We start from the raw sequence: 13,422 nt of genomic DNA, 5'->3' as shown, positions 1-13,422 counted from the left end.
AACGTTCGGAGTTGATTGGTGTAGGTAGCAGCACATTCTACCACACGCTTGAGCTCTATACGTATGCATCGTTGGCTACTTGTTGCCCTTTTCTTCATTCACACGGTTTCGGTTTGGGCTCTTAAACCCAGCAAGGAATGGATAAATACCCCCAATTCTAAAGGGCTCTGCTATCAGACGGTGCTTGTGACAACGCCAGACCGAGCGGCCCTGACCAGCTGGCTGATAGAACCTGACCCTAAAGTGCCCGACCAGCGCACCACCATGGTGGTGGCGTATGGCGACTTCGGCAACATGTCTTATTACCTGGACCAAGCTAAGGCGCTGGCTTCGGCGGGCTACCGGGTATGCCTGTTCGATTACCGCGGTTTTGGCCACAGCTCCGACTTCATGATTGACCCGCTGCGCTTGTATTACCAAGAATTCACGGTGGACCTAGCGGCCGTGCTGGCTGATGCCCGGCACCGTTTCCCTCGGAACCGAACAGGTATAATTGCTTTTTCCATGGGCACCATTATGGGGAGTGAAGTGGCTGCTGCTGGCCAACCCGATTTTTTTGTGGCCGAGGGATACGTGGGCAGCCCCCAGCGTTTGGTTGGGTACCAGTGGCAGAGCCGCCAAAAGGTGGTTACGCTGCCAGCAGAAGCTGCCACCTACGCTGATGCCGCGCCGCGCATCAAATGCCCATGGCTCCTGATTGGCGGGACAGCGGACCTGAACACGCCGCTGGCAGATTCGGTGGCTGTGGTGCGAACGGCCCGGCGCCGGCAGAAGCGGCAGCTGCTGGCCTTTGAAGGAGGTCATATGCAAGGCATGCCCACGCTCACCGAAACAGTGTTCGGCGATAAGTATGTGAGGGAAGTGACGCGGTTCCTAGCTTCCAAACGGCGTTAGTTGCTCGTTGCAGGTTGTGGCAGTTGCATAGAAATTATATCGTCAGCAAGGTGTGCAACCGCGGGCGGGAGTGGGCGGTCAAGGCGGAAAGCGGGTGGTTGCCCGCAGTTCAGGTCTTGTCACCCATGAAAAAAATCTATGCGATGCTGCTGCTGGCCGTGAGCCTTAGCGCCTGCCAGCAGCAGCCCCAGCCTCTCGCCACCGACCAGGTGAATGCTCTGGTGGGCAATGCTGGCTACGTGGCCGCTGCCGGCCACGAGCCCGAAGTCGGCACCAACGACGATGCGCGGGTGCAGGCACACCTAGCCTATGCCGAGCGCATTCTGCGCCAGCAAACGCCAGCTAACCTAAGCGCAGCCCTGGCCAAGCGTCGGACCCACTTGCTCGACCTGCTGCACGGCTACTGGGTAGCGGGGTTTTTTCCGCGCAACTACGACTACCCCGGCGAGCGACGCCCTTGTTTTATTGACCGCGACGGCCGCTTGTGCGCCGTGGGCTATTTGGTGGCCCAAACTGCTGGCCGGCCAGTGGCTGAGCGCATCAACCAAGCCCACCAGTACGATTTGATTGCCGAGATGCAGGTGCCCGCCCTGGCCGATTGGGTGCGGGCCTCGGGCCTTACCAAAGCGGAATGTGCCCTCATCCAGCCCACCTATGGCTCACCCAATCCGGTGCTGTCAGCCAACCCCGTGCCCACCAGCTATGCCGTGGGCTCGGCCGTGTGGGGCGGCATCAACGTGATGCTGGCCGCCGCCAACGCCAGCCAGTTTAACCAGCCCGATGCCGGGCGCGGGGCCGCCTACGCTGGCGTGCTCAGCGGTACTGGCCAAGTCCTGCTCGGGGCGCTGCGCTTGCCCGCCGACGAGCCCAACGGGGGGAGGTACCCCGGATATGGCCTGCCAACTGGGAAATCTTTTGCTGCCGAGCGGGCGGTTTCATTCTTAAATATTGGAGCCGGTACTGCTACTGCCGCCTTAAGCTTCTGGAACCTGCTGCACCACCGCCCGGCCGATGCAGGGCGTACGGCTGTGTCTGTGGTAAACTACCCGGGCCAAATCGGTGGCACCGGCCTCTCGTTCACGCGACGTTTTTAACTGGGACTATACAACTAGCGCAATCAGGCTAACCAAGTGAGCCTGATGCCAACCGGCCGAGGACCTTCTTTTACAAGCAGTGGTGCTACGAAGCCCGTGGGGGAAAATCGTGGCACCACTGCCTGTTTCGCACCGTACTTAAAAGAGGGCTGAGTGATGTCAGGAAGGCCCGACTATATTTGGGCGGATCCCTATGCTTGGATAAATGCACAGTTTGTGGTGTTTCAAACATCGCATTTACAATTGGCGTAGCTCTTTACAGATACCAGATGAAAGAACTGTTCGGCATTGTTTTGCTTATGTTTTTGCTCAGCTCTGGCCAAGCCCAGTCCGCTCCGGGTACCACCAGCTTGTTTGACGCCGGTTGGCGCTTTCATCGGGGGGGCGCGCAAGGCGCGGAAAAGCCAGAATTCGACGATAAGGCGTGGCGCCCGGTGGACCTTCCCCACGACTGGAGCATTGAGGACCTGCCCGGCACAACTTCACCTTTCAGCCCAGATGCTCCCAGCCAGGTGAGTGGCGGCTTCACTACGGGCGGCAGCGGTTGGTACCGCAAAACGTTTGAGCTGCCAGCGGGCGCGGCGGGCCAGCGGGTGCAGCTCATGTTTGAAGGAGTTTATATGAACGCTGAAGTGTGGGTCAATGGCAAGTCGCTGGGCCGCCACCCGTACGGCTACACCAGCTTCTGGCACGACGTCACGGACCTAGTAAAGCCAACCGGCCCGAACGTGGTCGCCGTCGAAGTGCATAACCAAGGATTGAATAGCCGCTGGTATTCTGGCTCGGGCATCTACCGGCACGTGTGGCTCAGCGTCCGAGCGCCGGTGCACGTGGCGCCGTGGGGCACTTACCTCACCACGCCGGAGGTGACGGCTACCGCGGCACAGGTGCGGGCCTTTACCGCGCTTACCAACCAAAGCGGCCAAGCCGCTGAGGTGACGCTCGTCACCCGGATTCGGAATGCCAAGGGCCAGGAAGTAGCCAAAACCGAATCTAAACAAGCGGTTGCAGCGGGCGCTACGGCCGAAGTGAGCCAAGCGCTTTCCATTAAGTCGCCGGAGCGGTGGTCCGTTGACCAGCCCCGGCTGTACACGGCCATCACCGAAGTGTATGAGCAGCAACGCTTGCTCGACCGTGTGGAAACCCCCTTTGGCGTGCGCGCGATTTCGGTGGATGCTCAGAATGGTTTTCGCCTCAATGGCCAGCCGTTGAAACTCAAAGGCGGATGCATTCACCATGACCACGGCCCGTTGGGCTCCAAGTCGTACGACCGGGCCGAGGAACGTAAGATAGAACTGCTGAAAGCCAGCGGCTACAACGCCATTCGCTGCGCCCACAACCCGCCCGCACCCGCACTGCTGGCCGCCTGCGACCGGCTGGGTATGCTGGTCATCGACGAAGCATTCGACATGTGGCGCGAAGCCAAAAACCCCTACGACTACCACTTATACTTTGACCGGTGGTGGCAGCACGACGTGGCCAGCATGGTTCGGCGCGACCGCAACCACCCCTCCGTCATCATGTGGAGTTTAGGCAACGAAATTCCGGAGCGCGGCTCACTGGCGGGGGTGCAAACGGCCCGGCAGCTGGCGGATTATATTCGGAAACTAGACCCCACGCGGCCCATCACATCGGGGGTGAATGGCTTGAATCCTGACAAAGACCCATTTTTTGGCGTACTCGATGTATCGGGCTACAACTACGCGGCCGGTGGCGACCACCACCAGCCGGATATCTACGCCCAGGACAATGCCCGGCTGCCGCAGCGCGTGATGTACGGGGCAGAATCGTACCCCTTGGAGGCGTTTGGCAGCTGGATGGACGTGATGGACCACCCTTACGTGGTGGGCGACTTCGTGTGGACGGCCTTCGATTACATTGGGGAGGCCAGCATTGGCTGGCTTGGCTATTGGCAAAATCAGAGCTTTTTTCCGTGGAATCTGGCCTATTGCGGCGACCTGGATATTTGCGGCTGGAAACGGCCCCAATCGTATTACCGTGACGCGCTCTGGAAGCCCAGCCAAGTGTCTTTATTCGTGCAGCCGCCCACGCCATCATTTCCGCTTAATCCAGGCAAAGAGGAGTGGAGCAAATGGGAATGGCATGACGTGCTGGCCGATTGGACGTGGCCCGGCCAGGAAAACAAGCCATTAAATGTCGAAGTGTATTCGTCGTGCGAGCGGGTGGAGCTGCTCCTGAACGGCCGCTCCCTGGGCAGCAAGCCCACCACCCGCGCCACTCGCTTTCAAGCCAACTGGTCGGTGCCGTACCAGGCCGGGGTGCTGCAGGCCGTGGGCTACAACGGCAAGAAAAAAGTAGGAACTGCCGAGCTGCGCTCAGCCGAAGCGCCCGCCCGGCTCCGGCTCACGCCGGACCGCGGCACCATTCGGGCCAATGGCCAGGACCTAAGCTACGTCAGCGTCGAGGTGCTGGACCAGAAAGGCACTCGCAATCCAAAAGCAGAACTGCCGCTGCAATTTGCCCTCACGGGGCTGGGCACCATTGTCGGCGTGGGCAATGCCAACCCCATCAGTCTTGAGAGCTACCAGCGCCCAGAGCGCATTACTTGGCAGGGCCGTTGCATGGTCATCATCAAGGGCGGCCAACAGGCGGGAAAGGTCACGCTACGTGCCACTGCGCCGGGGCTGCCGGGGGCCGATGTTGAAATAGTTGTTGAATAAGATTCTCTCTTGGTCTGACGAAGATTTAGCTCAGACCAACCAACGTAAAAATCGTGCTTAAATAGGCCCATAACAGCGAAAAAACCACGTGTACGGCGGTTTCGAAGCGCTTGCCTCGCCAAAGCTTTGTAGAGTACCCGAAGAACTGGATAATTAGCCTGGCCAACCAGAACGCACCAAACCCCAATGCGACTTTGCGGCCAAGTGAGATGCCTATTAGCTCAAGGGATGAAGTGAGACACAAAAGGCCCATCAGCAGCACTGTGAAGGCTATGAAGAACGTGTGCACGTACATCATCTGCCGGTTTATCAGGCTCACCGCCGCAAACTCGTGGCGCCAGTTGAAATACCGGGCAAAGGGCGCGTGGAGAATTGCCAGCAAAACCAGCAAGAAACCGATTAACTCAAGCTGTCCCTTCATTTTTGCTCAGCAGAAAGGTGGTGACAAATGGAGTGATTTTTATTTCTCGGCGCAACTCAAGTCCGGCCTTGCGGAAGGTCGATAGCCACGCATTGCGCGAATAAAAATGAAGAAAACCAATGGCGTAAGCCAGGAAATTGGCTGGGTCGCGCAAGTGCTCGGTCACGATTATCAGGCCGGTGCTCTTGGTCACGCGCCGGAGCTCCTGGAAAAAATCCGCTCGTTCGCTGGCATCCCGAATTTCGTGGGCCGCCATGAAGGCAAAGGCAAAATCGATGGAATCATCAGCCAGCGGCAGGGTAGCGCGGGCGTCGACCTGGCAGGTGCCTGGAAAGGGCGCGTAGGCCCGCCGGGCACGCCGAATTGAAATTTCGGTGTGGCGGGCTGGGTCATAAAAATCGAGGGCAAGCAGGCTGCTGGCAGCATATTTAAGTTGGAGTGAAGGGCTGATTTCGTCGAAGCCCGCGTTCACGGTAAGCAGTGCTGGGCTGGCAAGCGACGTAGGCGGCAGCCAGGTCAGCCGGTATAAATCAGATAGGTCGTAGACGTAGGTAGAAACCGCTAACGAGGCGAAAACTGGCGCCAGCAGTAACCCCAATCCAACCCCAGCAAAGCTTCTGACGGCCACCGGGCCCGCCACCAAAATGAGGCCAAGGATTGCTGCCAGCGTAAAGGCAAAGGCGTAAAAGTGCCAGTTGAAGCGGACAATGTTTCGCACTCCCTGAAACGGTTTTCTTATCGGGTCCATGATTCGGCGCGTCCTTTTTTCCAATGGTAGGGCACGTTGCGCAGCATAAACGCATTAGCCAGAACCAGTTTGCTTAGATTGAATCGGTCAAAGAAGCCAACGTGGTAATTAGCAACCGCCACGGGCTGAGGCCGCCAGTTTTGGCGCACACCTTCCACAATGAGCAGGCGCGACGCCTCGGAGTCCACTGAAAAAGTAAAGGGCAACGGTCCGGCGAAGCGGCGGGCTTCGTGCCATCCAGCGAAAGGTGACTCAGTGGGTAACTGCACCTCTTTGTCGGCCTCCGCGGCCAGAGTGACCTGAAAATTCGACTTTTCAGAATGCACTTCAAAGCTTCCGGCATTATCACGCTGCACAATATCGGTGGTGTTGTACCGGTAATGGGTGAGCAGATTGCCCAGCACGCCCATGCGTTTCTTATCCGTTTCGGAGCCAAGAATGTAGAGCCCCCGCAAGCGTTTGCCGCTAGGCGATGGATAGCGAACAAAAACCCGATACCCAATCAAGTAGAAGTCCTGACCGAGCCAGCTGGGAAAACCTTTGGGCCGTAGGCTTCGCGTTTGCACCAGTGCCACGGCCAGAAAGCCCCACTGCTCATTAAACGTATCGGCTACCAGAGGGGCCGGAAGCAAGGCTTGAATCTCGGCGACCGGCGCGGCGAAGGTGAGCACCAAGGAGTGCTCAAAATGTGCCTCTATGGGAAATGGATGGGTTTTAAGCCAAGACAGCATACCGGGTTCAGCGCGGAGACATGCGCACTGAACCAAAGGTATGATAGTAAATGAGCAAGCAGAACAATCCGGCAAATAACGCGTTGGCGTGGCCCCACAACAGCAGGTCGGGGGCCAGCCAAGCTTCCAGCGCATTCATGGAGATAATGAGTTCTATTTGTACCAGCGCGCACCACCGGCTTTTTATTTCGCTGATGACCCAAATGGCCATTCCGATTTCAGATAATCCAATCAGTTGCGTGAGCAAGCTCGCGTGTTCCGGGCCTAGGATGCGGGCCACAATGGCTTCGTGGCGTGGCACCAGCATAAGCACTTTGCAAAGCAGACCATTGGCTAACCAAACCAATGCAATGAAGTACAGGAGGGCGCGGGAAGGAGCTTGAACGACCGTCATGAGCTGATAAAATACGGGGAGAGCTTAGCGGCGCTGGCCGCTATCCACCAGCTTTTGCAGGCGGGCTTGGCTTTCCTGAGGCAGGGTGCTGAGTAAATCCAGACCCGTCGCCGCTTCAATCTTATCAACCGAAGTCAGGTATTTGCGCCAATCGGCTTCCACGCTGTTGTCGTTGGGCGTGTCGATGGCCAGCACGCGCACGTTGGGGTCGGTGCTGATGCGCTGGAGGTCGTTGGTGCCTTCGGGGAGGATGACCATGACCTTCCAAAGTCGGGCGGGCACGGTCACGCGGCCCTGGTCGAGGGTGGTGGCGAAGCCGTTGGAACCAGTGCCGCCGCGGCCGTAGCTGCCCATGATGATGTAGATTTCCTGACCGCGCTGCACCTGGGCGCGGCCATACTCTTCGAGCTGAGCCCAGGTTTGCTGGTTGTTGCGCGGAGCCTGGGGCACCATGTTGGTCATGAGGAAGGTGGCCGAGTTGGCATCGAGGTCGGCGGTGCGGTCGCCGCTGGGGCAGTTGTGGCCTTTGTCGAAGCCAGAGCGGCTATAGCTGGCGGGCGACACCTGATAGAATTGCCGGGGCAAGGCGGCGTCGGCCCGGAAATCGTTTTGGCGCGGCGCCTTGCCAATGTCGCCGCGGCCCAGGTGCCAACTTACCCAGGTGGGAATGCCGCGCGTGCCGTGGTAGCCAATGCTAAAAGCAGGGTGAACAAGCAGGTAGTTTGAGGCGTTGGCCGGGTTGGAAGTAGCGCCGCTCGGGTTGCCGAGCGCGAGGTTATCGGCCGAAGTGCTGGGGAGCAGGGCGCCGGCAGTAGTGGGGGCCTGGCGGGTGTTGGATGGCGTAGGAGCGGAGCGGGTGCCGGCCGGTTGGGGGGCGTTGCGGTTCTCAAAATAACCACTTGCTACCCCGCCATTACGCGCGGCCACGGCCGGGCCGTTGGCCGTTTCAAGCACGATGTCGTCAATGTTGAGCCGGTTCTTGGCGCCGCCCGTTTTGCGGATTTCCAGGCGGATGGGTACGTTGGCGCTGCCGGCAAACACGTGGGGTACCAGAGCTGGCCCACTGCTGACAACGGGCTGCCCGGTACGCACGAAGGTGCGGCCGCCGTCGCGGCTCAGCCACAGCTCCCAGGTGCTGGGCCCGTCCTGGCCATACGCCGCCGCGCTGATGCTGATGCGCTGCACCCCGGGCGCCGCATCAAAGTTCATTCCGACCCGGCCCAGGTGGTGCAGGCGCGCGGCGCGCTCGCCGTTTTTGTGGTCTTGGGGGCTGCTGCCGATGAGGGCATCGGTGAAATGCCAGGGGCCTGTGGCCAGGGGCTCGTCGGCCTCGGTGTATGCGCCCTTGCTGCCGGCCTCGAAGGTTTCGGGAAACGGAGCCGCCTCCTTTTGCAGCACGGCCTGCTTGGCGGCGGGCCGCTGGGTGGTGGAGTTTTCGGCCGATTGTTGAGAGCAAGCCCACAAGGCCAGAGGCAAGAGCAAGAAAGTAGCGCGCATGAACGCGAAAGTAGGGAATGAACCTGGCAGGCAATGGCCGGAACGAAAAAAGTCCTCGGGCAGGACCGGAGGACTTTTCTAATCGGGGCGGGAAGACTTGGTGAAGACGACAGCGCAAAAAGGCAAACAGCTTCTGAACAGTCAGCCACCTAGTAGCAGGCTGCTACGAGCTGCACGAAAGGGTGGCGCAGCCGGGCATGTCCCAGGCCCACTCGGGACGCTTGGCAGCAAACTCTTCGTGCTCGGGCTGCTCATCAAAAGGATGCTTGAGCACCTTCATCAGCGTGTGCAGGTAGTTCAGGTCGCCTTTTTCCGCAGCTTCGATGGCTTTTTGCGCAATGTAATTACGGAGTACGTACTTGGGATTGGCCCGCAGCATGCCGGCTTTTATGGTTTCGGGGCTGGTTGGTTCTTGCCGCAAGCGCACTAGGTATTGGCCAAGCCACTTGAGTAGCGGCGCGTGGGTGGGGGTGGGCAGCGGGACATAAGTGGCCGCGGCCAGCAGCTCCTGAAACCGGTCGTCTGCACCGTTGGGGGTGGCTAGCAGCTCCGGTGCAATGTGCGAAAGCTGACGGAAGAAGATGGTCATGTCCACCTCCGATTCAGCCAGGGCCTCCAGCAGCCCACCGGTCAGGCGCGCGTCTTCCTCAGGTTGGAGGGCCGTGAGACCCAGCTTTTTCATCAAAATCTGTTGGCGGGTACTCTCGAAGGTGGTCGTGTACACATCCAGGCCCGGCCGCATCTTTTCCACGTCGCCCACCAGCGGGCCTAGCGCCTCGGCCAAGCGGGCCAGGTTCCACAGGGCTACCTGGGGCTGCTGGCCAAAGGCGTAGCGGCGTTGGCCAAAATCGGTGGTGTTGGGGGTCCAGTCAAGGTCGTAGGGCTCGAGCCAGCCGTAAGGGCCATAATCGATGGTGAGGCCGAGGATGGACATGTTATCGGTGTTCATAACGCCGTGCACAAAGCCCACCGTCATCCAGTGCGCTACCATCACGGCCGTGCGCAGGCAGATTTCCTCGTACCACTTCACGTACACTTCCAGCGAGGGCGGGCCCAGCTCCGGGTAATGGTGCAAAATGGTGTAGTCGGCCAAGGCGCGCAGATTGTCGATTTCGCCGGCTGCTGCCATCATCTGGAAGTTTCCGAACCGGATAAATGTGGGGGCCACGCGGGCCACAATGGCGCCGGGCTCGGGCCGGGCATTGCCGTTGTAAAACATATCGCGCACCACCAGGTCGCCAGTGGCCACCAAGCTCAGCGCGCGCGTGGTGGGCACGCCCAGGTAGTGCATGGCCTCGCTGCACACAAACTCCCGCAGCGAAGACCGCAGCACAGCGCGGCCGTCGGCGCGGCGCGAGTAAGGCGTGGGGCCAGCACCTTTAAGTTGAATCTCCCAGGTGCTGCCGTCGGTAGCGGTCAGCTCACCCAGGGAAATGGCGCGGCCGTCGCCCAACTGGCCAGCCCAGTTGCCAAACTGGTGCCCGGCGTAGCGAGCGGCAAACGGCTTCATGCTTTCGGTGACCAAGTTGCCAGCCAGGGCGTCTACGGTGGGGCCGCGCTCGGCAGGCTTTTCCAGGCCTAGGAATTTGCCCAGGTCATCGGCCCAAGCCAGGAGGTGCGGGTCGCGTACGGGGGTTGGGTTGATGCGGGAATAGGTGTAGCCGGGCACTTGGCGGGGGCGGGCATTGGGCGCAATTTCGCCGCGCAGCTCATCAACCAGACTGTTCTTAAATTCGGCTTCGTGTAGTTGCTGGGTAGGCATCAGAAGTACAAGTTGGAAAGGCAGGGGCCGGAAATGACACCTGTTTAGGAGCAAACGATAATTGGGCCCGCAAGTTCCTGCTGAGGTTAGGCTGAAGACTGCGCATTCGGCTGCGCGCAGGGCTGCTAAAGCAGCGAAGCCTTGAGCATGGGAAAGCGCCGCTGGTGCCAGTAGGGGTACACGGCCGGCGTATCGCTGGCTGCGTCGAGACGGGCCACCTGGGCCGGCGTGAGGTTCCAGCCCACGGTGCCCAGGTTCTGGCGAAGCTGGCTCTCGTTGCGAGCCCCGAATACGAGGCTGGTGACGGTGGGGCGCTGTAGCAGCCAGTTCAGAGCCACTTGCGCCACGGTTTTTTCGGTTTCGGCGGCCAGCTCATCGAGCACGTCTTCTAAAGACCTTGCCGGGGACTTATGTTGGTCAGTTACCGCATATGACCTTCAGCATTCACCAGAGAGATTTTTGGTCAACTGACTCGCATCGGCAAGTTTCCTGCTTAGCAAACCCGCTACAGCACGGCAGCTCCGTTTGCCTTTAGCACCGCGTGCAAAAACAACACTTGGTAGGGCAGAGCGTTCTGCCAGTACTCCCAAGTGTGAGCGCCGGGCCGCTCGGTATAGTCGTGGGGGGTATGGTTGTAGAGCAGTCGCCGGTGCACTTCGCGGTTGATTTCGAGGAGGCCGTCGTCGATGCCGCAGTCTATGATGAGGGGCAGGCCGTTGCGCTGCATCTGGTCGACTAGGTTGACCACGGAGTTAGCCGCAAAGCGCTCGGGGTTGGCAGTTTCGGCACCGAGGACGGGCGCCCATAGCTGGGCGCGCTGGGCAGCAGCTTCGGGCGAGAGCTTGCGGTTGATGCTTTGTAAATCGAGGGCGCCGCTCATACTGCCGGCGGCGCTGTATAGCTCGGGGTGGCGAGCGGAAAGATAGAGCGCCCCGTGCCCGCCCATCGACAGGCCGCTGATGACGCGGCCCTTGCGGTCGCGGATGGTACGGTAGCGCTGGTCAATTTTAGGAATACCCTCCTTGGTCAGGTAGGTTTCAAACTGGCTGCCGGGGTTCACCGGGCTGTCGAGGTAGAAGGCGAAGGTTTCACCTTCTGGCATCACGATAATGACGTTGTATTGGTCGGCCAGACGATGCACCAGTAGTTTATCCGGCGTGCTTTTCAGCCAATCGGCAAAGTGGCCGTAGGCGCCGTGCAGCAAGTAAAGCACAGGGTAGTTGGCTTTCTTGTTTTTGGCGTAGGAGGCGGGCGTAACCACGGCGGCGCGGTAGGTCTTGTTCATGGCCGCGCTGGGGATGGCCAGGGTATCCACTTTGGCCGCAGAAGCCGCAGCAGTAGTAGCGAAAAAGAGAAGCGCGAGGAGCAAGAGACGTGGCATAGCAAATGTCAAACGCGAAATACAGTAACTGTATTGGAATGAGAAAACTTCGTGCTTTTGGGCATTACGACGTTGCTAATCGCGCCGTCTGTCATGCTGAGTTTGCGAAGTATCTTATCACGTCAGAACCATTCGTTCGTCGGACATAAGATACTTCGCAAACTCAGCATGACAGACGGCGCGCAACCGTTAAGTCTGCCTTTTTTAGTACGACGTTTCAGGTAAATTCCTGGCAAGAAAAACTTAAACCCAATAGGTTTTCAGGCAAAGTTCGCGCTACTGGATAAACACCGGCCGAATCAGATTCTCGAAGGTGAATATCTCGTCCCATTTATCCTGGGTTAGGAGCTGGCGTTCGGTCACGGCAATGTCGTGTACCGACTTTCCAGTCTTGAGGGCTTCCTTGGCAATTTCGGCCGAGGCCTCGTAGCCGATAACGGGATTGAGCTGCGTGACGATGCCGATGCTGTTGCGCACCAAGGCTTCGGCGTGGGCCACGTTGGCGGTGATGCCGACCACGCACTTCTCGTTGAGTGTGCGGCAGGCGTTGGTCATGTAAGAAATGGAGGTGAACAGCGCGAAAGAAATGACAGGCTCCATCACGTTGAGCTGGAGCTGGCCCCCCTCAGCCGCCATGGTCACGGTAAGGTCGGCGCCGATGACGTAAAAGGCCGTCTGGTTTACCACTTCGGGCACCACGGGGTTCACTTTGCCGGGCATGATACTGGAGCCGGGCTGCAGCGGCGGCAGGTTGATTTCGTTGAAGCCGCAGCGCGGGCCGGAGGAAAGCAGGCGGAGGTCGTTGCAGATTTTGGAGAGCTTCACTGCCGTGCGCTTGAGCACGCCGGAGAGCTGCACGTAGGCGCCGGTATCGTAGGTGGCTTCGAACAAATCGCCCGCCAAAATCAGGTTGAGGCCGGTGATGGTGCGCAGGTATTCGGTCACGAGTTCGGGGTAGCCATCGGGCGAATTGACGCGGGTGCCGATGGCGGTGGCGCCCATATTAATTTCGTTGATGAGGCTACGGGAGTCGTCGATGCGGAGCAGCTCCTCGCGCAGGTTGGTGGCGAAGGCCCTGAACTCGTCGCCCATGCTCATGGGCACGGCGTCTTGGAGCTGGGTGCGGCCCATTTTGAGCACGTTCTGAAACTCATCGCCCTTGTAGGCAAAGGCGTCGGCTAGGTTGCCCAGGGTTTCGCGGTAGCCCACCAGCTTGTTGTTGAGTGCAATGCGGAAGGCGGTGGGGTAGGCGTCGTTGGTGCTTTGCGAGCAGTTGACGTGGTTGTTGGGGTGGCAGTAGTCGTAGTCACCCTTTTGATGGCCCATGATTTCGAGGGCAACGTTGGCGATGACTTCGTTGGCGTTCATGTTCACCGACGTGCCCGCGCCTCCCTGAATCATGTCGGTCAGGAATTGGTCGTTGAACTCCCCAGCTGCCACCCGGTCGCAGGCCATCACGATGACCTCGGCAATAGTAGGGTCGAGCACACCCAGGTCGCGGTTGGCCAGGGCCGCGCCTTTTTTCACGAAGGCCAGTGCCTGCACAAATAGCGGCTCCGCGTTGATGGGGATGCCAGTGATGGAAAAGTTCTCAAGGGCCCGCAGTGTCTGAATGCCATAGTAGGCCGTGTCGGGGAGAATGCGTTCACCAAGAAAATCGTGTTCTGTACGGAAAGTTGTCATGTAAATAGGGCGGGTGGGATTGATGAGTTAATATGGAATGGACAGTGTTTGGGGCAAACCTACGGCTCAGGTCTGCAACGTATCCGGTTTGCGGTGTTCCTTTGGGGCAGGTTGGGTTAGCAGAGCGTTTTATTGA

General features: G+C 59.3%; 12 protein-coding genes. 3 read left to right on the top strand and 9 right to left on the bottom strand.

Annotated features, from left to right (window positions below):
- The first annotated feature begins 186 nt into the window (after window positions 1-186).
- The 3 genes from ACP7AJ_RS20775 to ACP7AJ_RS20765 all read left to right on the top strand — a co-directional run bounded on the left by ACP7AJ_RS20775 (window position 187) and on the right by ACP7AJ_RS20765 (window position 4,669).
- On the top strand, window positions 187-894 hold the full coding sequence (locus ACP7AJ_RS20775) for an alpha/beta hydrolase family protein (protein WP_426062142.1): 708 nt from the start codon (window positions 187-189) through the stop codon (window positions 892-894).
- A 125-nt stretch (window positions 895-1,019) separates the two neighbouring features.
- Window positions 1,020-1,988 (top strand): hypothetical protein, encoded by a 969-nt coding sequence (locus tag ACP7AJ_RS20770; protein WP_426062141.1) that lies wholly within the window; start codon window positions 1,020-1,022, stop codon window positions 1,986-1,988.
- A 269-nt stretch (window positions 1,989-2,257) separates the two neighbouring features.
- Entirely contained in the window at window positions 2,258-4,669 is a 2,412-nt protein-coding gene (locus ACP7AJ_RS20765; protein ID WP_426062140.1) for a glycoside hydrolase family 2 TIM barrel-domain containing protein, read from the top strand.
- A 25-nt stretch (window positions 4,670-4,694) separates the two neighbouring features.
- On the opposite strand, the gene ACP7AJ_RS20760 is transcribed toward ACP7AJ_RS20765, so the two are convergent.
- The 9 genes from ACP7AJ_RS20760 to aspA form a co-directional block, all read right to left on the bottom strand.
- Window positions 4,695-5,090, bottom strand: a complete 396-nt coding sequence (locus ACP7AJ_RS20760; RefSeq protein WP_426062138.1) for a hypothetical protein — start codon at window positions 5,088-5,090, stop codon at window positions 4,695-4,697.
- Window positions 5,074-5,808: a class I SAM-dependent methyltransferase gene (locus ACP7AJ_RS20755; protein ID WP_426062137.1), complete on the bottom strand. Its 735-nt coding sequence runs from the start codon at window positions 5,806-5,808 to the stop codon at window positions 5,074-5,076. Before ACP7AJ_RS20755 ends, ACP7AJ_RS20760 begins: the two co-directional genes overlap by 17 nt.
- A gap of 17 nt (window positions 5,809-5,825) precedes the next feature.
- Window positions 5,826-6,569: a DUF2071 domain-containing protein gene (locus ACP7AJ_RS20750; protein WP_426062135.1), complete on the bottom strand. Its 744-nt coding sequence runs from the start codon at window positions 6,567-6,569 to the stop codon at window positions 5,826-5,828.
- 7 nt (window positions 6,570-6,576) lie between these two features.
- The gene (locus tag ACP7AJ_RS20745) at window positions 6,577-6,963 is read right to left on the bottom strand and encodes a DoxX-like family protein (RefSeq protein WP_426062134.1); all 387 of its coding nucleotides are present in this window, start codon (window positions 6,961-6,963) and stop codon (window positions 6,577-6,579) included.
- A gap of 24 nt (window positions 6,964-6,987) precedes the next feature.
- A complete protein-coding gene (locus tag ACP7AJ_RS20740; RefSeq protein WP_426062133.1) occupies window positions 6,988-8,460 on the bottom strand; it encodes a DNA/RNA non-specific endonuclease in 1,473 nt (490 codons plus the stop codon).
- Window positions 8,461-8,623: 163 nt separating this feature from the next.
- Window positions 8,624-10,222, bottom strand: a complete 1,599-nt coding sequence (locus ACP7AJ_RS20735; protein WP_426062132.1) for a protein adenylyltransferase SelO — start codon at window positions 10,220-10,222, stop codon at window positions 8,624-8,626.
- A gap of 125 nt (window positions 10,223-10,347) precedes the next feature.
- Entirely contained in the window at window positions 10,348-10,605 is a 258-nt protein-coding gene (locus ACP7AJ_RS20730) for an aldo/keto reductase (RefSeq protein WP_426062130.1), read from the bottom strand.
- Window positions 10,606-10,727: 122 nt separating this feature from the next.
- On the bottom strand, window positions 10,728-11,603 hold the full coding sequence (locus ACP7AJ_RS20725; protein ID WP_426062129.1) for an alpha/beta hydrolase: 876 nt from the start codon (window positions 11,601-11,603) through the stop codon (window positions 10,728-10,730).
- 276 nt (window positions 11,604-11,879) lie between these two features.
- Window positions 11,880-13,286, bottom strand: coding sequence for an aspartate ammonia-lyase (gene aspA / locus ACP7AJ_RS20720; protein ID WP_426062128.1), 1,407 nt, complete (start codon window positions 13,284-13,286; stop codon window positions 11,880-11,882).
- Window positions 13,287-13,422: the final 136 nt, after the last annotated feature.

It is taken from the genome of Hymenobacter sp. B1770, assembly GCF_049896385.1.
Taxonomy (GTDB): Bacteria; Bacteroidota; Bacteroidia; order Cytophagales; family Hymenobacteraceae; genus Hymenobacter.
This window is presented reverse-complemented; position numbering and strand designations above follow the sequence as displayed.